At 69.7% G+C, this 19649-nt stretch carries 19 protein-coding genes, 1 tRNA gene and 1 pseudogene; 9 read left to right on the top strand and 12 right to left on the bottom strand.

Annotated features, from left to right (window positions below; genetic code table 11):
* Positions 1 to 7: 7 nt before the first annotated feature.
* From ACVW00_RS15415 to ACVW00_RS15400, 4 genes and pseudogenes are all read right to left on the bottom strand, one after another.
* Positions 8 to 1282, bottom strand: coding sequence for a PucR family transcriptional regulator (locus ACVW00_RS15415; RefSeq protein ID WP_457111778.1), 1275 nt, complete (start codon positions 1280 to 1282; stop codon positions 8 to 10).
* A pseudogene (locus ACVW00_RS15410) lies at positions 1267 to 2138 on the bottom strand (tyrosine-type recombinase/integrase). Before ACVW00_RS15410 ends, ACVW00_RS15415 begins: the two are co-directional and overlap by 16 nt.
* 337 nt (positions 2139 to 2475) lie before the next feature.
* A tRNA-Met gene (locus ACVW00_RS15405) sits at positions 2476 to 2549 on the bottom strand.
* A gap of 55 nt (positions 2550 to 2604) precedes the next feature.
* Positions 2605 to 3465: an aldo/keto reductase gene (locus tag ACVW00_RS15400; RefSeq protein ID WP_457111777.1), complete on the bottom strand. Its 861-nt coding sequence runs from the start codon at positions 3463 to 3465 to the stop codon at positions 2605 to 2607.
* 148 nt (positions 3466 to 3613) lie between these two features.
* Between ACVW00_RS15400 and ACVW00_RS15395 the strand changes: the two genes are divergently transcribed.
* Complete coding sequence (locus tag ACVW00_RS15395; protein ID WP_457111776.1) at positions 3614 to 4177, top strand: dihydrofolate reductase family protein; 564 nt, start codon at positions 3614 to 3616, stop codon at positions 4175 to 4177.
* A 3-nt stretch (positions 4178 to 4180) separates the two neighbouring features.
* Here ACVW00_RS15395 and ACVW00_RS15390 read toward each other — a convergent pair whose 3' ends face one another.
* From ACVW00_RS15390 to ACVW00_RS15380, 3 genes are all read right to left on the bottom strand, one after another.
* Positions 4181 to 4708 (bottom strand): hypothetical protein, encoded by a 528-nt coding sequence (locus tag ACVW00_RS15390; protein ID WP_457111775.1) that lies wholly within the window; start codon positions 4706 to 4708, stop codon positions 4181 to 4183.
* Between the two features lie 99 nt (positions 4709 to 4807).
* Positions 4808 to 5461 (bottom strand): nucleoside/nucleotide kinase family protein, encoded by a 654-nt coding sequence (locus ACVW00_RS15385; protein ID WP_457111774.1) that lies wholly within the window; start codon positions 5459 to 5461, stop codon positions 4808 to 4810.
* Positions 5458 to 5934: a MarR family winged helix-turn-helix transcriptional regulator gene (locus ACVW00_RS15380; RefSeq protein WP_457111773.1), complete on the bottom strand. Its 477-nt coding sequence runs from the start codon at positions 5932 to 5934 to the stop codon at positions 5458 to 5460. The genes ACVW00_RS15385 and ACVW00_RS15380 overlap by 4 nt, the downstream gene beginning before the upstream one ends.
* A 98-nt stretch (positions 5935 to 6032) precedes the next feature.
* Here ACVW00_RS15380 and ACVW00_RS15375 point away from each other — a divergent pair, with 98 nt between their 5' ends.
* Genes ACVW00_RS15375 through ACVW00_RS15365 form a run of 3 tightly spaced genes read left to right on the top strand, consistent with a single transcriptional unit; the run spans position 6033 to position 8070 of the window.
* Positions 6033 to 6710: a GTP cyclohydrolase II gene (locus tag ACVW00_RS15375; RefSeq protein ID WP_457111772.1), complete on the top strand. Its 678-nt coding sequence runs from the start codon at positions 6033 to 6035 to the stop codon at positions 6708 to 6710.
* Positions 6711 to 7655, top strand: coding sequence for an NADP-dependent oxidoreductase (locus ACVW00_RS15370; RefSeq protein WP_457111771.1), 945 nt, complete (start codon positions 6711 to 6713; stop codon positions 7653 to 7655).
* A gap of 25 nt (positions 7656 to 7680) precedes the next feature.
* Positions 7681 to 8070 carry a DoxX family protein gene (locus tag ACVW00_RS15365; protein WP_457111770.1) on the top strand — a complete coding sequence of 130 codons (390 nt, stop codon included), beginning with the start codon at positions 7681 to 7683 and terminating at the stop codon, positions 8068 to 8070.
* 10 nt (positions 8071 to 8080) lie between these two features.
* On the opposite strand, the gene ACVW00_RS15360 is transcribed toward ACVW00_RS15365, so the two are convergent.
* Positions 8081 to 8584: a gluconokinase gene (locus ACVW00_RS15360; protein ID WP_457113120.1), complete on the bottom strand. Its 504-nt coding sequence runs from the start codon at positions 8582 to 8584 to the stop codon at positions 8081 to 8083.
* A gap of 118 nt (positions 8585 to 8702) precedes the next feature.
* Here ACVW00_RS15360 and ACVW00_RS15355 point away from each other — a divergent pair, with 118 nt between their 5' ends.
* A complete protein-coding gene (locus ACVW00_RS15355; protein WP_457111769.1) occupies positions 8703 to 10196 on the top strand; it encodes a GntP family permease in 1494 nt (497 codons plus the stop codon).
* A gap of 18 nt (positions 10197 to 10214) precedes the next feature.
* On the opposite strand, the gene ACVW00_RS15350 is transcribed toward ACVW00_RS15355, so the two are convergent.
* The 3 genes from ACVW00_RS15350 to ACVW00_RS15340 form a co-directional block, all read right to left on the bottom strand.
* Positions 10215 to 10586: a DUF6221 family protein gene (locus ACVW00_RS15350; protein ID WP_457111768.1), complete on the bottom strand. Its 372-nt coding sequence runs from the start codon at positions 10584 to 10586 to the stop codon at positions 10215 to 10217.
* Positions 10587 to 11158: 572 nt separating this feature from the next.
* Positions 11159 to 12562, bottom strand: a complete 1404-nt coding sequence (locus ACVW00_RS15345) for a helix-turn-helix domain-containing protein (RefSeq protein WP_457111767.1) — start codon at positions 12560 to 12562, stop codon at positions 11159 to 11161.
* Positions 12563 to 12775: 213 nt separating this feature from the next.
* Entirely contained in the window at positions 12776 to 13864 is a 1089-nt protein-coding gene (locus tag ACVW00_RS15340; protein ID WP_457111766.1) for an ABC transporter ATP-binding protein, read from the bottom strand.
* A gap of 262 nt (positions 13865 to 14126) precedes the next feature.
* On the opposite strand from ACVW00_RS15340, the gene ACVW00_RS15335 reads away from it, so the two are divergent.
* The 3 genes from ACVW00_RS15335 (at position 14127) to ACVW00_RS15325 (ending at position 17541) form a co-directional block, all read left to right on the top strand.
* A complete protein-coding gene (locus ACVW00_RS15335) occupies positions 14127 to 15503 on the top strand; it encodes an ABC transporter substrate-binding protein (RefSeq protein WP_457111765.1) in 1377 nt (458 codons plus the stop codon).
* A gap of 104 nt (positions 15504 to 15607) precedes the next feature.
* Positions 15608 to 16570: a carbohydrate ABC transporter permease gene (locus ACVW00_RS15330; RefSeq protein ID WP_457111764.1), complete on the top strand. Its 963-nt coding sequence runs from the start codon at positions 15608 to 15610 to the stop codon at positions 16568 to 16570.
* Positions 16567 to 17541, top strand: coding sequence for a carbohydrate ABC transporter permease (locus ACVW00_RS15325; RefSeq protein ID WP_457111763.1), 975 nt, complete (start codon positions 16567 to 16569; stop codon positions 17539 to 17541). The genes ACVW00_RS15330 and ACVW00_RS15325 overlap by 4 nt, the downstream gene beginning before the upstream one ends.
* On the opposite strand, the gene ACVW00_RS15320 is transcribed toward ACVW00_RS15325, so the two are convergent.
* Complete coding sequence (locus ACVW00_RS15320) at positions 17515 to 18909, bottom strand: GH1 family beta-glucosidase (RefSeq protein ID WP_457111762.1); 1395 nt, start codon at positions 18907 to 18909, stop codon at positions 17515 to 17517. The two genes, ACVW00_RS15325 and ACVW00_RS15320, sit on opposite strands and share 27 nt — an antisense overlap.
* A 125-nt stretch (positions 18910 to 19034) precedes the next feature.
* Here ACVW00_RS15320 and ACVW00_RS15315 point away from each other — a divergent pair, with 125 nt between their 5' ends.
* Positions 19035 to 19649 carry a class I SAM-dependent methyltransferase gene (locus ACVW00_RS15315; protein ID WP_457111761.1) on the top strand — a complete coding sequence of 205 codons (615 nt, stop codon included), beginning with the start codon at positions 19035 to 19037 and terminating at the stop codon, positions 19647 to 19649.

Genomic DNA, 19649 nt, shown 5'->3' with positions numbered 1-19649 from the left:
CATGCTCTCAGGTTCGGCCGGGTTCCGAGGTGAGCACCACCGGGCCGAGCACATGGACCAGCCGCAGCGCTGCATGCAGCTCGGCAATCCGCTCTGTGGCGGGACGCCCTCGGCGTTCCTCTGCCCGGCGCATTCGCTGCAGCACGGTGTTGCGGTGTACCCCCAGCACCTCGGCCGCAGCTGCCAGCCCTCCCTGTGCGTCGAGCACTGCCAACAGCGCCCGTCGTTCCTCGTCCTCGCGGCGCCCGCCGACCGCCAGGGCACCGAGCTCGGTCGCGACGAAGGCACGGGCAAGGTCCAGGTCGCCGCTGATCGCGTCCACCAGCGCGATCTCGGCGTACGACGTCACCGGAGCTCCCCGGCCTGAGAGCTCGATGATCCGACGCCCGCGCTGCGCCTGGGCGTGGGAGTCGCGGAAGCCGCCAGGGCCCTGCGCCGGCGTGCCCATGGAGATCCGGACCGTCGCGGGGACCTGGTCGGCCAACGGCGCGAGGTCCGCTGGCGCTACTGCGGGAGGGCGCGTGGTGGCGACCCAGCCCCAAAGCGCCTGGGCGCCGTCCGGCACGAGCAGGGGGCGAAGGGAACCGAAGTGAGCACCGACCGCGGCACCGACGCGCGCGAGATCGACGTCATCGCGATCGGTCCAGCAGACGAAGGCGGTCTGCCATCCGGTGAGCCGGTGGGACAAGGTTCGCTCGGCACGTTCGAGGTCGATATGGTCGCCGGCGATCAACCCGCGGACCGCATCAGTCCGGGCCGCGCGGACTCGGTTCTGCATGCGGTCGAGCTCGGCGACGTACTCGGCGGCGACCTCGCTGGAGATGCGGTCGACATAGGCGAACGCAAAGCGCTGCAGGTCGGCTACCACCGCAATGGCGAAGGCCGGGTCGGGCACCACGTCTGTGATCCCGGCGAGGATGCGCTCACTGAAATAGGCGTGACCGATCCGGTAGAAACGCAGCATCACATCGACGCTGTAGCCGCGGGCCGCCATCGCGCGCGCATGCTCCAGGGCGGTGACCGGGGCCGTCGCGGAACTCACGTCGATACCGGCCCGCACCATCGACAGTGCTGCCTCGAGGTTCGACGAGCACGACCCCAGCGTCAGGCCGCGAAGGTAGTCATCAGCATCGGCTTCAGGGATCCGATCGAGGATGTAGTCGAGCATGTCATCGGCGTACGCCGAAACGTTCCCGAGCAACTGGGTGGCGGTACGGCGCAACTCGGTCACCAGCGACTCGGGAAGGTCTGCCGACCCGCCCGCGCTCACATCCATGACCATGCCGCGAGACTATCGAGGGTCACGATCCCCAGCGTTACGTTGCCTCCGCCCAGCCTGCCCTGCGGTCCCAGGTTGGGGATCTCCATCAGAGGTTTCCGAGGTCGAGCCTGCGGGGCCTCGGCCGCTGCGCGTTCGGAGGCGCGGGCGCGGGTGTAGCGGATGAGCATGTCGGTGCGGGTCCAGCCGGCGATGGCCATGAGGCCGGACTCGGATCCGCCGGCAGCGAGCCAGCGGTGGGCGGCGGTGTGTCGGAGCCGGTGCGGACGGAAGCCCTCGACTCCGGCGCGCTGGGCGCGACGCCGTAGGCCGCGGTAGAGCCCGTCCCTGCTGAAGGTCTTGGGTCCGCGTCCGAGCCAGAGGTCGGCGGTGTGGGCGAGCGGATGGTCTTCGCGTTCGGCGAGGTAGGCAAGCAGGGCCTGGGTGGTGGCCTGCCCGATCGGGATCACTCTCCCCGCCCTCCCTTGCCGCGGCGGATCGTGATGAGCCGCTCGACGATGTCGAGGTCGTCGAGGTGGAGGTCGAGGAGCTCGCCGGAGCGGATGGCGCTCTCGACCATGAGCCGGATGATGGCCTCGTCGCGCCGGTGATGCAGCGTGTCCCCGGCGGTCCTGCCTTCTCCATGGACGGCGCAGGTGGCGAGGAGGGCGCGCAGTTCGTCGTCGGTAAGAGGCTCGACCAGGGGTGGCTCGACGTGGGGCGCCTTGACGCCGGGGAACCGGTCGGTGTCGATCTCGCCTCCGGCGGTGAGCCAGCAGGCGAAGCGGCGCACGGCAAGCCGTTGGATGCGGGCGGTGCCGGGCGCGGCTCCTGCTTCGAGCAGGCCGGCGATCCAGGAGTTGAGGGCGGCGCGGCTCATCGGGAGGTGGTCTCCGCCGGCACACCAGCGCAGGTAGCGGGCGGCGCCGTCGGCGTACTGGGCCACGGTGCCAAGGCTCTTGTTCTCCGCGTGCAGGGCGGTCTGCCAGTCGTTGATCCGGTCAAGGGCGTGGGCGGCGGTCATGGCGGTCAGATGGGTCAGGTCCGACCCGCATAGCCAGCCGCCGTCAATGCTGGAGGAGCGGGTGCTCGCGGTGTAGGTCACCCGGGGGCGCGGCAGCGAAGGCTCTCCGGGAAACCCGTCACCAAATGGACATGTGATCAAGTTCGTAAATGCTTTCAGGCTCGGAATCCGTAGATTCCGAGCCTGAAATTCGTAGCGGGGGCAGGATTTGAACCTGCGACCTCTGGGTTATGAGCCCAGCGAGCTACCGAACTGCTCCACCCCGCGTCGGTGAGGTGAAGGTTACCCGCGGTCCCACGTGGAGTCCAAATCGATCCCGGGCTCAGCCCGCGTCGAGCAGCGCGAGCTCCTGCTCGCTGAGCACCAGCTGCGCGGATCGCGCGGAGTCCCGAATGGTCTCGGGACGCGACGATCCCGGGATCGGGATCACGACCGGCGACTTCGCCAGCATCCACGCGAGGCACACCTGCTGCGGGCTGACGCCGTGGTGCTCGGCGACCCGCCCGAACCTCTCGTGCCTCGATCCAAGGCCGCCCGCACGCGAGCTGTTGCCGAAGGGGCTCCACGGCAGAAAGGCGATCCCCAGCTCGTCGCACAGCTCGAGCTCCCGCTCGCTGGAGCGGAAGTCCGGCGAGAACTCGTTCTGCACGCTGGCCAGGCGCCCGCCCAGGACATCCTGCGCCAGCCGGATCTGCTCGGGACTGGCGTTGGAGATGCCTGCCCGCTGGATCTTCCCGGCGTCGAGCAGGTCACGCAGGGCGCCGACCGACTCGGCGTACGGCACCCGGGGGTCGGGCCGGTGGAGCTGGTAGAGCCCGATGGCGTCCACGCCGAGGCGGGCCAGGGAGGCGTCGCAGGCCGCCTTCAGGTGCTCCGGTGAGCCGTCGATGGCCCAGGAGCCGTCGGGTGGCCGGGTGTGGCCACCTTTCGTCGCGACCAGTACGCCGGACGTGTCGCCGCCGTACTGCGCAAGCGCGCGGGCCACCAGCGACTCGTTGTGCCCGACGTCGTCCGGACCGATGTGGTAGGCGTCCGCGGTGTCGACCAGGGTGACGCCGTCCTCGAGCGCCGCGTGGATCGTCGCGATCGCCTGCTGCTCGTCGGGACGTCCCTCCACCGACAGCTGCATCGCTCCGAGCCCGATGGCTCCGACCTCGGTGTCGCCGATCCGCCGTTGCCGCACGCCGCTCTCCTCGGGTTGGGTGGGTCCGGCTGTCTGCCGGACCGCCAACCTACGTCGCAACTTCTTCGACCGGGACTGTCGAACCAGGGGGCGCCGTTCGTGGAGAGGGTGACGGCAGCAAGCCGGACCTCATCGACAGGAGAACATCATGCGCCAGCTCATCGTCAGCGAGTTCATCTCACTCGACGGCGTCGTCGACTCCCCGGGCGGCGACGACGGCTTCCGGCACGCCGGATGGACCTTCCAGGACATCGAGCCCGACATGGCGGCCTACGAGATCAAGGGGCGCGAGCAGGAGGACGCCGGTGCCCTGCTGCTCGGACGGGTGAGCTACGAGCTCTTCGCGCCCGTGTGGCCCGGGATGGAGGAGTTCGCGCACTTCAACCAGATTCCCAAGTACGTCGTGTCGAGCACCGACCCGGACACCACCCTGTGGCACGACACCACCGTGCTGCGGTCGCTCGACGACGTCGCCGCGCTCAGGGAGGGCGACGGGAAGCCGATCATCGTCGCCGGCAGCTCGAGGCTCGCCCAGGGGCTCGCGGCCGCCGGCCTGGTCGACCGCTACCACCTGCTGGTGTTCCCGGTGCTGCTCGGCGACGGCCGGAGGCTGTGGGCGAACCAGGACCAGGACAAGACCCGGCTCGCGCTCGTCGAGCACGCGACCTACTCCAACGGCGTGCAGCTGCAGGTCTGGGACGTCGTCCGGTGAGGCTCAGGACCCGATCTGCCGGGCGTAGGTGAAGGACGTCCCGGAGCCGCGGCAGGTCTGCAGCGTGATGTCCCCGTGGATGAGACCCGCGGCGCTCCCGCTGTGGCGCCCGACGAAGCCGCGTCCGGTGACGACGTAGCGCAGGATCGCTCCACTCGGCGTGGACACCGTGAAGGTGTCGCCGACGTGGAGGAGCCGGTCCCAGCGGTAGAACCCGCAGTAGTCATGACCGGCGAGCCAGCTGGTGCCGGAACCCCCGGGCAGCGGACCCTCCCAGAGCGTCGCGCTGCGGCAGCCGTTGATGGTCGACTGGTTGCCGCGCACGATCGTGCGGGTCCAGCCGCGAACCGTGATCCGGTACTCACCGTTCGCACGGGTGGTCCGCGCCGCCGGCGCGGCCGGCGCGGCGGAGGCGACCGCGAAGTTGGCCGGGGCCGTTGACGCCGACGCCGGAGCGGACAGGAAGGGCATCGACGTGAGTGCGCCGGCGACGAGGACGGCGGCCAGGGTGCGGCGAGGGGTGACCGGCATGGCGGGCTCCAGCTGGGGGAGGGGTCATGGACACCGTTCCCATCGGCCACCCAGGGTCCAAGATGAGGACAAAACGGACAAAAGGTGCACAGATCGGGCTCAGGCCCATGCGCGCACGACCAGATCTGCGCACGCCCGGGTCGCCTCGACCAGCCGCGCGTTCGGCTCGTCGACACGCTCGACCCAGTCCCGGGCCGCAGCCGGGCTCTTGCCCGACGCGACGTGTCGCTCGCACAGGCGCCGGACCCGCTCGGGACCGGCCAGGTCGACGTACCAGACCTCGTCGAGCACCGCTCGGACCTCGCCCCACTCGCCGTCCGGAAGCAGCAGGTAGTTGCCCTCGGTGAGGACGAGCCGAGCCTGGGGGAGCACCGCGATCGCGGCCGCCAGCGGCTGCTCCAGGTCGCGCTCGAAGCCGGGCACGTACACCGTCGACTCCGGCTCGTCCCGGACGCGGCGCAGCGTCGAGACGTAGCCCGGGGCGTCGAAGGTGTCGGGCGCGCCCTTCCGCTCTCGGCGGCCGAGCCGGTCGAGCTGCGCGTCGGCGAGGTGGAACCCGTCCATCGGGACCTGGGCGACCCACTCTGCGTCCAGGCCGTCGGGAGGGTCCGCGCGCAGCAGGTCGACGAGGTGCTCGACGAGTGTCGACTTGCCGGCGCCCGGGGGCCCGGTGATCCCGAGCAGGACGCGTCGACGGGCACCGACGAGCGCAGCCGCGCGTCGAGCCAGCGCCGCGCTGTCCGGGTCGGTCACCGGGAGCGGGCCGCCTCCGAGTCGAGCAGGCGACGGCCGACCTCGCCGAGGCCGTCGGCGACGGCCGCGCGCTGCTCAGGGGTGAGTACGTCGATCACCAGGTCGCGCACGAGGGCGACGTGCCCGGGCGCCGCTCGCTCCAGCACGCGCTCGCCCGCCGGGGTCAGCACGGCGAAGACGGCGCGGTCGTCGGACGTGCAGGAGCGACGCCGGACCAGACCTGCCTTCTCCAGCTGCGAGATCTGGTAGGTCAGCCCGCTCTTCGAGCCCAGCACCGCATCGGCGAGCTCGCTCATCCGCATCTCGTGGTCACAATTCGCCGAGAGCCGGACGAGGATCTCGTACTGCAGGTGCGAGATCCCGACATCCTCCTTCAGCTGCTGGTCGAGTCGCCGGTCGACGAGGGAGGCGGCCGCGAGGAAGGCGTGCCAAGCACGCATCTCCTCGTCGTCGAGCCACTTCGTCCGCGCCATGGAATGAGCCTAACAACAGACTTGTTCAAATTCGAACGAACCGCTACGGTTCTCCGGAAGTTCGAATTTGAACGACCCTGATCGACAGGAGCTCCCTGATGAGCACGACCCACCACGGCCTCGCCGCAGTCACTGCCCTGCCGGCGACTCCGGCCGCCACCGAGCGGACCCGGGTGCGGGTCCCGCTGCGCTTCGCCGACGGGTACGCCGTGACGGCGGAGGTGGTCACCTTCCACGGCCTCTCCGACGGGGCCGAGCACCTCGCCCTGGTCTTCGGCGACCCGGCCGCGTGGGACGTGCCGCTCGTGCGGCTGCACTCGGAGTGCCTGACCGGCGACGTCTTCGGCTCCGTGCGGTGCGACTGCGGACCGCAGCTGCGCGAGGCGGTCGAGCGGATCGCGGGCGTGGGCGGCGCGCTGCTCTACCTGCGACAGGAGGGCCGCGGCATCGGGCTCTACAACAAGCTGGACGCCTACGCGCTGCAGGACGCCGGCCTGGACACCTACGAGGCGAACACCGCCCTGGGGTTCCCCGAGGACGCCCGCGACTACACGGCGGCCGCACAGATGCTGGAAGCCCTCGGCATCGACGAGATCGACCTGCTCAGCAACAACCCGGACAAGGCCCGGCAGCTGCGCGAGCTCGGTGTCGTCGTGCGCGACACCGCGACGACCGGAGTCTTCGCCTCGGACAGCAACCTGCGCTACCTGCACGCCAAGGTGGAGCACACCGCGCACCGGATCGACCTGGCCGGGATCTCCGGGCTGGTGGGCTGAGTGCGCGCCGTCGTGATCCGCGACTTCGGCGCCGAGCCGCAGGTCGCCGAAGTCCCCGTGCCCGAGCCGGCTGCCGACGAGGTCGTCGTGCGGATCCACGCGGCGGGCATGAACCCGTTCGACTGGAAGGTCATCGACGGCGCCCTCCGGGGCGTGGTCGACCACCCGTTCCCGATCGTGATGGGCTCCGACGGCGCCGGTGTCGTCGAGGCGGTCGGCTCCGGAGTCGAGCGCTTCCGCCCCGGTGACCGGGTCTACGGCCAGTTCATGAAGGTCGCCCTGGGTCGGGGCTCCTACGCCGAGTTCGCTGTCGCTCCTGCCGACGGCAAGCTGGCCCTGCTGCCCGAGCAGCTCACGTTCGCCGTGGCGGCCGCGCTGCCGACCGCCAGCGTCGCGGCGTACCAGGCCGTCGAGGCAGCCCGGCTCGACGCCGGAAGCACGATCCTCGTCAACGGCGCCTCCGGCGGTGTCGGCCAGTCGGCGGTGCAATTCGCCACCGAAGAGGGCGCACTGGTGATCGCGACCGCGATGGGTGAGCTGGTCGACCACCTGCGCGCGCTCGGCGCGGCCGAGGTCGTCGACTTCACCGCCGGCTCCACGGCCGACCAGGTGCTCGCTGCCCACCCGGGAGGGATCGACGCAGTGCTCGACCTGGTGAGCAAGCCGGGCGAGGGCGCCGACCTGGTCGAGCTCCTGCGCCCCGGCGGCATCGTCATCAGCACCAACGGTGCCCTCGACCCGGAAGCTCTCGCGACCCGCGAGCTGCGAGGCGTGAACCTGTCCAGCGAAGCGACACCGGAAGCGCTCGCCACGATCGCCGAGCTGGCCGCCGACGGGCGCCTGCGCGTGACCGTCGACGCGGAGGTGCCGCTCGACGACGTTCCCGCCGCGGTCGCACATGCCCGCGCCGGCCACGCGCGCGGCAAGACCGTCATCATTCCCTGACCACGACACGACGCGAGGAGCAACCATGGAGATCGCCACCTGGATCGTGGCCGGAGTCCTCGCACTCCTCTACCTCACCGCCGGCACGCTGAAGACGACCCGGCCGATGGCGAAGCTCGAGCCTTCGATGCCCTGGACGACGAGCCTGACCACGGCGCAGGTCCGGTTGCTCGGCACCGCCGAGCTCCTCGGCGCGCTCGGCCTGGTGCTGCCCAAGCTGCTCGGCGTGGTCGACGAGCGCGCGGGTCTCGAGGGCACCCTCACGGCGCTCGCGGCAACCGGCCTGGCGCTCGTCCAGCTCGGCGCGATCCCGCTCCACCTGCGTCGCGGGGAGCCGGCAGTCCTGCCGATGAACGTCGTGCTGCTGCTGGCGGCGGCCTTCGTCGCCGTGGTCCGTTTCGGCTGGCTCGGCTGAGCGGCGTGGCCTAGGCCCCCGAGACGTCCGCCCAGCGGGCGTAGGCCTCCACGATCGCGTCGACACTCTGGTCGACGTCGACGACCAGCCCCCGCTCGTCGGGCGCCAGCGTCTCGAGCGTCGCGAACTGCGAGGACAGCAAGGACGCCGGCATGAAGTGGCCGGGCCGGCTGGCCTGGCGCTTGCGGATCACCTCGGGCGTCCCGTGGAGCAGCAGGAACACGGTGCCGTGGGCGTGGTGGCGGAGCTGGTCGCGGTACTTGCGCTTGAGGGCCGAGCAGCTCATCACGCCACCGTCCGGATGGTTCGCGAGCCAACCGCCGATCGCCTCCAGCCACGGGTGCCGGTCGTGGTCGTCGAGCGGCTCGCCGGCGGTCATCTTGGCGATGTTGGCCGGCGGATGGAAGTCGTCCGCGTCGGCGAAGGGCACCCGGAGCCGCTGACCGAGGGCCGCCCCCACGGTCGACTTGCCGGAACCGGACACGCCCATCACGACCAGCGGCGCGTGCGCCATCTCGACCTCCTCGCCCTGTCCGGCAACCGCCGGCCCGTACCCGCGGCGGTTCGTGCTCATGTTTCCGCATCCAGCGGGAACCAGAACGATCGAGTCCGGAAAGAGAGGCGCCAAGCCGATGGTCGAGCCGTCCCTGCTGGTCCAGGTCCAGGACCCCACGCTGAGCGATGCGGGTGACACCCAGCTGCTCGTCGCGGCGATCCTGGCGATCGCTGCTGTCGTGGTCCTGATCGTGTGGGCCAAGCTCCATCCCTTCCTCGCGCTCATGCTGGGCACCGCGGTCTTGGGGGCGGTCGCCCAGGTGGCGCCCCTCGACGTGCTCCATGCCTTCATCGACGGCCTGGGCACGACGTTCGGCACCGTCGGGCTGCTCATCGCCCTCGGCGCGATGCTCGGCAAGCTGCTGGCCGACTCCGGGGGAGCGAACCAGATCGTCGACCGGATCGTCTCTCGGGTCGGTCCGGAGCGGCTTCCGTGGGCGATGGCGCTGATCGCCGGCATCATCGGGCTGCCGATGTTCTTCGAGATCGGGGTCGTGATCCTGGTCCCGATCATCATCCTGGTCGGTCTGCGCACCAAGGTGTCGCTGATGAGGGTCGGCATCCCCGCGCTGGCAGGCCTCTCGGTCCTGCACGGCCTGGTGCCCCCTCACCCCGGTCCCGTCACCGCGATCAACCTGCTGCACGCGGACCTCGGTCGCACGCTCCTGTTCGGCCTGGTCGTCGCGGTGCCGACGCTGATCGTCTCCGGACCGCTGCTGGCTCCGTTCCTCGACCGTCTCGTGCCCGTCTACGCGGACCAGACCAGCGCGGCCGCTCTCGCGCGCGGGACCGCAACCGTCGGCCGGACGTCAGGGGGCACGGCGGTCGGCGACGGCGGCGGTGGTGTCCAGGAGACGGCGGACGAGAGCAGCGACGCCGTCGACGCGGCGGCGCCCGCCGGACGCCGGCCACCCTTCGTCGCGGCCGTCCTCACCATGGTGCTGCCGGTGTTGCTGATGTTGCTCAAGGCGATCGCCGACCTGACCGCGGACGAGGGCACGAGGCTGCGTGACACGCTCGACTTCGTCGGCGACCCGTCGATCGCGCTCCTCGTCGGCGTGCTCGTCGCGATGTTCGCGCTCGGCGCCGCCTCGGGCATGTCTCGTGAGCGGGTGCAGGAGTCGCTCGGCTCCGGCCTGCCCGGGGTCGCCTCGATCATGCTGATCGTGGCCGCCGGCGGTGGCTTCAAGACGGTGCTCTCCGACTCCGGGGTCGCCAGTGTGATCGCCGACGCGGCCAAGGACTCGAGCCTGTCGCCCCTGCTCCTGGGCTGGCTGGTCGCGGTCGGGGTCCGCCTCGCCACCGGCTCCGCGACCGTCGCGACGGTGACCACTGCCGGGATCGTCGGCGGCCTCGCGGCCGACCTGGGCAACAACGAGCTGTCCCTGCTGGTGCTCGCGATCGGCTCCGGATCGCTCTTCTTCAGCCACGTCAACGACGCCGGGTTCTGGCTGGTGAAGGAGTACTTCGGCCTCACTGTCGGTCAGACGCTGAAGTCATGGTCGGTGATGGAGACGGTGATCTCCGTGATGGGCCTGGCCTGCGTCCTCGTCCTGAACGTGTTCGTCTGAGCCGCGCGAGCCGCTCCGTCAGGCGGCTCCGGGGGCCTGCTTCGGGACCTGGCGCACCTCGGGCTTGACCGTCTGTGTCACCGGTGCGGACTCCTGTGCCGGCTGTGCCGGAGCCGGGCTCGGCGCCGGGGGAGCCTGGATCGTCGCAGGCGCACGCCCGACGCCGGAGCTGAGGCGCTGGGGCCGCCACTCGGTGCGGTAGTCCGGGTGCTCGACCCAGTCCAGGGCCAGCACCCGCAGCGTGTAGCAGGGCCAGTCGATCGCGTACTCGTCGTACTGTCCGCAGGTCGAGCACGCGTGCGGCTTCAGTGCGCGGTCGGGGTCGGCGCGGCGGTCGAGACCCGGACCCACATCGCGGTGGGCCGCGATGATCAGCCGCTTCGACCACACACCCGGAGAGCACGCGCCAGGGGTTCCAGTGCGAGAAGTGCGGACCGTCCGAGGGGTCGCCGATCTCCCAGCGGTATCCCGCCTCGTGGGCGTCGATCGCGCGCTGGGCAAGCGTCTCCTCCTCGACGATCCGCTCGAGGAGGAACTCCCTGAGTGTGCTCATTGCTCGTTCCCTCGTGATGCCCGGACTGCGAGGTCCGGACTGTTTGACTGTTTTGTCAAGCGTTGGTACCCGTCCAGCACTACCTGTCTAGGGCACTTCCCCCAAAACACCCGATTATCGGTGAAATACCCTTCATACAAATTGCCCGAATGTTACTAACTGTTGGTAAAGGCGGGGCCGTGAGGGACCCCGACCGATCAAGGGGAGTGGATCCAGATGCGTGCAATCAAGGTTCTGATGGTGACGGTGACGATGGCAGCCTCGCTCGTCGTGGGTGTGGCTGTGACGGCGAGCGACGGTGCCCCCTCGGCTCCGACTGCAGACCGCTGGTGCTGCTGATCTCGTAGCGAGCGGCGCCGGAGCGCCGTCGCGTATCTCGTCGTGGTCATGGTTGACATGGTGGTCGCCTCTACCGCACGGACCTGATGTGTCCGCGCCGCTCGGCGGCTGCCCGCTCCATGGCGACGTGGATCGAGGTGCGCGGCGCGAGTCCGGTCGAGGCGGCTGCGCGTCGGAATGCGTCGAGCGCCGCCTCTGGCTGATGCACGTCCTGGAGCAGGCCGCCGAGCTCGAACCAGAGCTCGGCCGCACGACGATCGGCACCGACTCCGCTCAGCAGGAGGATGGCCTCCTTGTAGGAGTCGACCGCGTCGTCGGTACGTGACTCGCTCGCGGCGATCTGGCCCTGGAGCACCAGGGCATCGGCTGCCGAGAGCGGTGCGTGCTGGTGGGCGATCTCGAAGCTGGCCGCTGCCTGGGCACTCGCCGTGATGTGATCGCCGAGCAGGAGGTTGGCCCGTGCCAGCGCGAGCTGGTTGTCGGCCTTGTCCATCGGACTGGCACTCGACCAGTCGAGCTCGCGGCCGGCCTGCTCGAGGTTGACCTTCGCCTCGGCGGCCTCCGGCGGGTCGAGGCGGAGCTGGAGCACGGCGAGCTCGGTGCGCAGCCGCGCGAGGTTGCGCATGTCCTCGCCCTGCTCGAAGAAGAGGATGGCCTTGCGTGCCAGCGCAAGCGCCTCACGGACCGATCCGCGGCGCGAGGCCATCACGCTGGAGTTCCAGTACGCCGAGCCGCGGGCCATCGGCGAGTCGAGCCTCTCGGCATCGCGGATCGCCTGGCGGCACAGGCGCGCCGCGTGTCCGATGTCGCCACGCTCGAAGTACGCCGCAGCCACGGTCAACGTGAGCTGCACTGCTTCGCCGACGCCGTCCAGGCCCTGTTCGCGGATCGTCTCGGTGGCGCGTTCGCCGACCTCGATCGCCATGCCCAGGTCGGCGGCCTCGCGGTAGCAGCGGCTCAGCGCGATGAGCCCGCGCAGCCAGTCGAGGTCGGAGGGCGGGTTGGCGGTGAGCTCCTCGAGCGCCAGGATTGCGTCGTCGAGCTCGCCGGTCGCCTCCAGGGCGAAGGCGCGCACGAACTTCGCCGGCCGCTCGAGCTCGGAGCCGCTGGACTCGGGGATCTCGGCCAGCTCGGCGAGGATGGCGCCGGCCTTGTCCAGCGCCTCGCTCGGGCTGCCGGACGCCAGGGCCAGCTCCGCGTAGTCGAGGTCGAGCTGGAGCTCGGCGCGCTTGTCCCGGGTGATCCCGACGAGGAGCTCCTCGACCGAGGTGCCGAGCCGGTCGGCGAGCCGGGCGAGCAGCTTGAGGTCGGGCCGGCGCTGGCCGGCCTCGATGCGCGAGATGTAGGCAGTGGACGCGTCCCCGCCAGCCGCCTCGGTCTGGGTGAGGCCGGCTGCGACACGTGCGTTACGGAGCCGGCGGCCCAGGATGGCGGGCTCGATCGACTTGCTGAGTTCGGCGATGTTCGGGTCCATGTCCGCCATTGTGGAGCACCGAACGTCCGATTTGTCGAAGTTTTGGGAAACTTTGCAACAGGACACGCCGAGAATGTTGACAAATTTCACCAGGACTCGGTGTACTGCACATACCGGACAAGCTACGCAAGAGGTGCGGACCTCGGTGGACGCCGGTCCCGTTCGGGGACCCGCGTGGGGATGCCCACCGAGACCGCGAGCCGCCTGACCCGGTCAGGTGAGCAGCCGCTCCCCGGTGTCGGTCGAGAACAGGTGCACGTGCCCGGCCTTCGGCGCGAACTCGACGGTGCTGCCCTTCTCGGGTGGCCGCCGTCCGTCGACGCGGGCGATCACGTGGTGCTCCTGGTCGCCGAGCTGCGCGACGCCGTAGACGTAGGCATCGGCTCCCAGCGACTCCACCAGGTTGATCACCGTCGGCAGGCCCTGCCCCTGGCCGACCAGCTCCATGTCCTCGGGCCGCACGCCCACGGTCACGGCGTGACCCGCGCGGTGTGCCTCTCCCGCCGTCTCGCGGCGCAGCGGCACCTCGGCGTTGCCGAACTTCATCGCCTCGCCCTGGACGCCGACCTCGAGCAGGTTCATCGCCGGCGAGCCGATGAAGCCGGCCACGAAGACGTTGGCCGGCTTGTCGTACATCTGTGCCGGGCTGTCGACCTGCTGGAGGATGCCGTCCTTGAGGACCGCGACGCGGTCGCCCATCGTCATCGCCTCCACCTGGTCGTGGGTGACGTAGACCGTGGTCACCCCGAGGCGTCGCTGGAGCGCGGCGATCTGGCTGCGGGTCTGGACGCGCAGCTTGGCGTCGAGGTTCGAGAGCGGCTCGTCCATCAGGAAGACCTGGGGCGAGCGGACGATCGCGCGACCCATCGCGACGCGCTGGCGCTGGCCGCCGGAGAGGGCCTTCGGCTTGCGGTCGAGGTACTCCTCGAGGTCGAGGATCTTGGCCGCGTCGATCACCCGGCTGCGGATCTCGTCGCGCTGGACGCCGGCGATCTTGAGGGCGAAGCCCATGTTGTCGGCCACGGACATGTGCGGGTACAGCGCGTAGTTCTGGAAGACCATCGCCACGTCGCGGTCCTTGGGAGGAACGTCGGTGATGTTGCGATCGCCGATCCAGATCGACCCCTCGTCGACGTCCTCTAGACCGGCGAGCATCCGAAGCGACGTGGACTTGCCGCATCCCGAGGGACCCACGAGGACGAGGAACTCCCCGTCGCCGATGTCGAGGTCAAGGCTGTCGACCGCGGGGCGTTCCGAGCCCGGGAACACCCGGGTGGCCTTGTCGAACCTGACTGTCGTCATGACATGACTCCTTCACCGGCAGGAACGTGCCGGACGATCCGTAGTAAGGGAGAACCTGCCCGGACGGTAGTGCCGATTCCGGCTGAGGGGAACCCGCGTCGCCGATCTTCTCAGCGTTACGGGTTCGTGACCTTGTTTCGCCGAGGTTTCGTGGACAGGTCTGACCGCCACGCGCTTACATCAGGCATCGGCATCCGCGACCCGACGCACCCACCCAGCGGCCCCGCCGGAAAAGCAGTACGAAACAAAGGGAGCAATACGGATGCGACGACTCAACAGCCGCCGAACCGTCGGTGCGCTCGCTGTCGTGGCCGTGGCGGGGATTGTCCTCGCCGGCTGCGGTGGCAGCAGCGGCAACGACAACAAGGCGAGCGGCAAGTCCCCGGGTGAAGGCAAGGCGGAGTGCGCCGGCCTCACGCAGTACGGGAACCTCACGGGCAAGAAGGTCCACGTCTACACCTCCATCGTGGCGCCGGAGGACAAGTCACAGAAGGACTCCTACAAGCTGTTCACCACCTGCACCGGTGCGAACGTGGAGTACGAAGGGTCCAAGGAGTTCGAGGCCCAGCTCGTCGTCCGGGTCAAGAGCGGCAACGCCCCTGACATCGCGTACGTGCCGCAGCCGGGGCTGCTCGCCACGCTCGTCAAGGACACCGGCAAGGTCGTCGAGGCCCCCGACGGGGTGGCCGCCAACGTCGACAAGTGGTTCGACCCCGCGTGGAAGGGCTACGGCTCGGTCGACGGCAAGTTCTACGCCGCACCGCTGGGCGCGAACGTGAAGTCGTTCGTCTGGTACTCGCCGAAGATGTTCGCAGAGAAGGGCTGGACGGTCCCCCAGACCTGGGACGACATGATGACCCTGAGCGACACGATCGCGGCCACCGGCATCAAGCCGTGGTGCGCGGGCATCGGCTCCGGTGACGCCACCGGCTGGCCGCTGACCGACTGGCTCGAGGACGTCATGCTGCGTGACGCCGGCGCGGACACCTACGACAAGTGGGTCAACCACGACATCCCGTTCAACGACCCGGCCGTGGCCAGCGCGCTCGACCGCGTCGGCAAGATCCTCAAGGACCCGAAGTACGTCAACGGCGGGCTCGGTGACGTCAAGTCGATCGCCACGACCACCTTCCAGGACGGCGGCCTGCCGATCCTCAAGGGCAAGTGCGCGATGCACCGTCAGGCGAGCTTCTACGCCGCGAACTTCCCGGCCGGCACGGACGTCTCCGAGAACGGCGACATCTTCGCCTTCTACCTCCCGGTGACCAACCAGGACAACGGCAAGCCCGTCCTGGGTGGTGGCGAGTTCGTCACCGCATTCAGCGACCGTCCGGAGGTCCAGGCCTTCCAGACCTACCTGTCCAGTGACACGTGGGCCAACGAGAAGGCCAAGGCCACTCCGGGTGGCGGCTGGGTGAGCGCCAACAAGGGTCTCGACGCGAACAACCTCGTCAGCCCGATCGACAAGCTGTCGGCCGAGGTGTTCCAGGACCCCGACTCGGTGTTCCGGTTCGACGGCTCCGACCAGATGCCCGGTGCCGTCGGCGCCGGCAGCTTCTGGAAGGAGATGACCAGCTGGATCACGGGCGAGAGCACGAAGGACGCCCTGGACAAGATCGAGAGCTCCTGGCCGAGCTGATGATCTGAGCCGGTCCGTGGGGACGCGCGTGCCGCGTCCCCACGGCCGGTTTCCCGTGCTGCGGCCGATCCGGGCGCGGCTCGACCTGTCTAGGAGGGCGACAGATGTCGACAGGTGACAAGTTCATCCAGATGACGATCGCCATTGCGCTGTTCCTTGCCGTGGTGGGCGTGGTGCTCGTGCTCGCCGACCGGGTGAAGTCCCGCCGCGGTGAAGTGCTCCAGACCACGGCTTTCGTGCTGCCCGCGGTGCTGATGATCAGCTTCGGGCTGCTCTACCCGGCTCTGCGGACCATCTACGAGTCCTTCCGCAACTCCGCCTCGACGCAGTTCGTCGGCACCGACAACTACCACAAGGTGCTCACCGACCACGACCTGCTGCAGGTGCTGAGGAACACTGCCCTCTGGGTCGTGGTGACTCCGGTCGCGGCCACCATGATCGGGCTCGTGTACGCCGTCCTGGTGGACCGGGCCCGGTTCGAGAAGTTCGCCAAGGCGCTGATCTTCCTGCCCATGTCGCTCTCCCTGGTGGGCGCATCGCTGATCTGGAAGTTCGTCTACGACTACAAGGCGACGGAGAACGACCAGATCGGACTGGCGAACCAGGTGCTCAAGTGGGTGGGCATGGACACCTACCGGTTCCTGCTGACCGAGCCGTGGAACACCTTCTTCCTGATCATCATCATGATCTGGGTGCAGGCTGGGTTCGCGATGACCGTGCTCTCCGCGTCGATCAAGTCGATCCCCGACGACATCGTCGAGGCGGCCCGGCTCGACGGCGTCTCCGGCACGCGGATGTTCCGGTTCATCACCGTGCCGATGATCAGACCGTCCCTGATCGTGGTCCTGACCACGATCAGCATCACCACGCTGAAGGTCTTCGACATCGTGCGCACCGCGACCGGGGGCCAGTTCGGCACGAGCGTGCTCGCCTACGAGTTCTACGTGCAGAGCTTCCGCTCGTTCAACATCGGGCTGGGCGCGGCGCTCGCGGCGCTCCTGTTCGTGCTGGTCACGCCGATCGTGGTCTACAACATCCGTCAGATGCGCAGGTTGGAGGCTCGATGACCACCACCACGCCCGAGGTGCCGGTGCCGATCGTCCCGGTCGGCGTGCCCCAGGCACGCGCGGAGAAGGCCCACCAGCAGCTCACCAACCGCTGGGCGTCCCTGGCCGCCGTCGTCATCGCCGTGCTGTGGACGGTGCCGACAGCCGGCCTGCTGATCTCGTCGTTCCGCCCGCAGGCGGACGTGCAGAGCAGCGGGTGGTGGACGTTCTTCACCAACCCGAACGTCACCCTGGACAACTACAAGGCCGTGCTGCACGGCAGCGACACGGACCTCGCGACGTACTTCGTCAACTCGATCGTGATCACGATCCCCTCGGTGCTGATCCCGATCTCGATCGCGACGATGGCCGCGTACGCGTTCGCCTGGATGAAGTTCCCGGGCCGCAACTTCCTCTTCGTCTGCGTCTTCGCGATGCAGATCGTGCCGATCCAGGTGACGATGATCCCGCTGCTCACCTGGTACGTGAACCCGCCGCACGCGCCCAGCTGGCTGGGCGGGTTCCAGCTGTGGCCGCAGCTCGCAGGCGGCGACGCTCCCGGCGGCGGCTTCTACACGATCTGGCTCTCGCACTCGATCTTCGCGCTCCCGCTGGCGATCTACCTGCTGCACAACTTCATGAAGGAGATCCCGGCCGAGCTGATCGAGGCGGCCCGGGTCGACGGCGCCGGACACGTCCGGATCTTCACGCGGATCATGCTGCCGTTGATGGCGCCGGCGATCGCGGCGTTCGGCATCTTCCAGTTCCTGTGGGTGTGGAACGACCTGCTGGTCGCGCTGGTGTTCGGCGGCGGCAGCCTGGACATCTCACCGTTGACCGTGCGGCTCGCCGAGCTGTCCGGCACGCGTGGCCAGGACTGGCACCTGCTGGCCGCGGGTGCGTTCGTCTCCCTGGTCGTACCCCTGGTGGTCTTCCTGGCGGGGCAGCGCTACTTCGTGCGCGGTCTACTGTCGGGCAGCGTCAAGGGCTGAACGGGAGGACCGCACCAGCTCGGCGTACCAGTGGTAGGACGCCTTCGGCGTCCGCTCGAGCGTGTCCCGGTCGACGTGCACGACGCCGAAGTGCTTCGTGTAGCCCTCGGCCCACTCGAAGTTGTCGAGCAGGGTCCACAGCACGTAGCCGCGCACGTCGGCGCCCCGGTCGCGTGCTCGGCGTACGGCCGCCACGTGGTCGTGGACGTAGCCGATCCGGTCCTGGTCGTCGACCACGCCGTCCCCGGTGCGGTCGACGTCGGGGAAGGCCGCTCCGTTCTCGGTGACGATCAGCGGAAGGCCGGTGCGCGCGTGGGTGTCGACGAGCAGCTCCTCGAGGCCGCCCGGATCCACCTCCCAGCCGATGTCGGTGAAAGGCGGCCGAGGCGTGAACCGGAAGGCGTCGACGCCCGGGAACTCCTCGACTCCGGCATCGCCGCCGGCGGCGTCCCCGGTCCCGTCGTCCAGGTCGACGCGAGCCGGCGTGTAGTAGTTCACCCCGAGCCAGTCGGCCGAGCCGCGGACGAGTGCCAGGTCGCCGTCGCGGACGTGCTGCGGATCGGCGAGCACCGGCGCCACCCGCAAGGTGCCCTCGTCGTACGCGCCGTCGACGAGCGGACCGAGCCAGACCCGGTTGCGGATCGCGTCGACGCCGTCGGCGACCTCCGCGGCCTCGGGCCGGTCGGGCCAGACCGGGGTCAGGTTGAGCACGATGCCGACTGCGTCGGCGCCCGCCTCGTGCAGCCGCGCCGCGGCCAGGCCGTGCCCGAGCAGGAGGTGGTGCGCGGCGAGGTGGGTGCGCCCGCCCTCGAGCCGGCCGGGCGCGTGCCGGCCGGATCCGTAGCCGACGTACGCCGCGCACCAGGGCTCGTTGTGCGTCGCCCACAGGTGCACGCGATCACCGAGCCGCCCGTGCACGAGCTCGGCGTAGTCCGCGAAGCGCTCCGCGGTGTCGCGGTTCAACCAGCCGTCGCGGTCCTCGAGGGGCTGGGGGAGGTCCCAGTGGTACAGCGTCGCCATCGGGACGATGTCCCGCGCGAGCAGCGCGTCGACGAGGCGCTCGTAGTAGGCGAGTCCCCGTGGCTCGGCCGGACCGGAGCCGGTCGGCTGCACGCGAGGCCAGGCGATCGAGAACCGGTAGTGGTCGACGCCGAGGCCGGCGACGAGGTCGACGTCCTCGGCGATCCGGTGGTAGGAGTCGCACGCGACGACGCCATCGCTGCCGTCGACGACTGCTCCCGACCGCGCGGTGAAGGTGTCCCAGATGGAGACGCCCCGTCCGTCCTCGGAGGTCGCGCCCTCCACCTGGTAGGCGGCGGTGGCGACGCCCCAGGCGAGGCTCGCCGGGTCGGGCAGGTGAGAGCTCATGGATGCACGCTAGCGGCCCGGTCGGACCATGGAGAGATCTGACGGTGTGATGACGAGGGCGTTCACCCGATGGTCGAGGCCACACGTGTGTCGTAGCCTCGCACAATCGAGCGAAGGGGACGACCATGGGCATCTACGGCGACCACGTGCTTCCGCGGATCATCAACGCGGCCTGCGGCATGGAGGTCTCCAAGCCGCTCCGACAGCGCGTGTGCGCAGGACTGGCCGGCGAGGTCGTCGAGATCGGCTTCGGCTCGGGCCTGAACGTCCCGTTCTACCCGGCCGCGGTCACGCGTGTCCGTGCGGTCGAGCCGGCCGACCTGGGCTGGAAGCTGGCGACGAAGCGTCTCGAGGCGAGTGCGGTGCCGGTGGAGCGTGCCGGCCTGGACGGGCAGTCGCTCCCGTTCGACGACGACAGCTTCGACTGCGCGGTCTCCACCTGGACCATGTGCACGATCCCGGACGTGGACGCAGCCCTGGCAGAGGTACGCCGCGTGCTCCGGCCCGGCGGCACCCTGCACTTCGTCGAGCACGGACTCTCGCCGGACGCGTCGGTGGCGCGCTGGCAGCACCGCATGGAACCGTTGCAGAAGCGGCTCTTCGGTGGCTGCCACCTCAGCCGTGACATCGCGGGGCTCGTCGAGGCCGCCGGGTTCACGATCATGGAGATCGACGTGTTCTACGAAGAGGGCGCACCCAAGCCGCTGGGCTGGGACAGCCTGGGAGTCGCTGCTGCCTGA

The organism is Marmoricola sp. URHA0025 HA25 (genome assembly GCF_054059435.1).
The sequence above is the reverse complement of the archived record's forward strand: the minus strand, read 5'-3'. Positions and strand labels throughout refer to the sequence as shown.

Excerpts from the sequence above, each read along its gene's own strand:
- ACVW00_RS15390 (WP_457111775.1), bottom strand. The coding sequence starts at position 4,708 with ATGCCGGTCACCCCTCGCCGCACCCTGGCCGCCGTCCTCGTCGCCGGC.
- ACVW00_RS15335 (WP_457111765.1), top strand. The coding sequence starts at position 14,127 with ATGCGACGACTCAACAGCCGCCGAACCGTCGGTGCGCTCGCTGTCGTG.
- ACVW00_RS15380 (WP_457111773.1), bottom strand. The coding sequence starts at position 5,934 with ATGGCGCGGACGAAGTGGCTCGACGACGAGGAGATGCGTGCTTGGCAC.
- ACVW00_RS15375 (WP_457111772.1), top strand. The coding sequence starts at position 6,033 with ATGAGCACGACCCACCACGGCCTCGCCGCAGTCACTGCCCTGCCGGCG.
- ACVW00_RS15360 (WP_457113120.1), bottom strand. The coding sequence starts at position 8,584 with ATGGCGCACGCGCCGCTGGTCGTGATGGGCGTGTCCGGTTCCGGCAAG.
- ACVW00_RS15320 (WP_457111762.1), bottom strand. The coding sequence starts at position 18,909 with ATGAGCTCTCACCTGCCCGACCCGGCGAGCCTCGCCTGGGGCGTCGCC.
- ACVW00_RS15315 (WP_457111761.1), top strand. The coding sequence starts at position 19,035 with ATGGGCATCTACGGCGACCACGTGCTTCCGCGGATCATCAACGCGGCC.
- ACVW00_RS15345 (WP_457111767.1), bottom strand. The coding sequence starts at position 12,562 with ATGGACCCGAACATCGCCGAACTCAGCAAGTCGATCGAGCCCGCCATC.
- ACVW00_RS15355 (WP_457111769.1), top strand. The coding sequence starts at position 8,703 with ATGGTCGAGCCGTCCCTGCTGGTCCAGGTCCAGGACCCCACGCTGAGC.
- ACVW00_RS15365 (WP_457111770.1), top strand. The coding sequence starts at position 7,681 with ATGGAGATCGCCACCTGGATCGTGGCCGGAGTCCTCGCACTCCTCTAC.
- ACVW00_RS15330 (WP_457111764.1), top strand. The coding sequence starts at position 15,608 with ATGTCGACAGGTGACAAGTTCATCCAGATGACGATCGCCATTGCGCTG.
- ACVW00_RS15340 (WP_457111766.1), bottom strand. The coding sequence starts at position 13,864 with ATGACGACAGTCAGGTTCGACAAGGCCACCCGGGTGTTCCCGGGCTCG.
- ACVW00_RS15395 (WP_457111776.1), top strand. The coding sequence starts at position 3,614 with ATGCGCCAGCTCATCGTCAGCGAGTTCATCTCACTCGACGGCGTCGTC.
- ACVW00_RS15415 (WP_457111778.1), bottom strand. The coding sequence starts at position 1,282 with ATGGTCATGGATGTGAGCGCGGGCGGGTCGGCAGACCTTCCCGAGTCG.
- ACVW00_RS15325 (WP_457111763.1), top strand. The coding sequence starts at position 16,567 with ATGACCACCACCACGCCCGAGGTGCCGGTGCCGATCGTCCCGGTCGGC.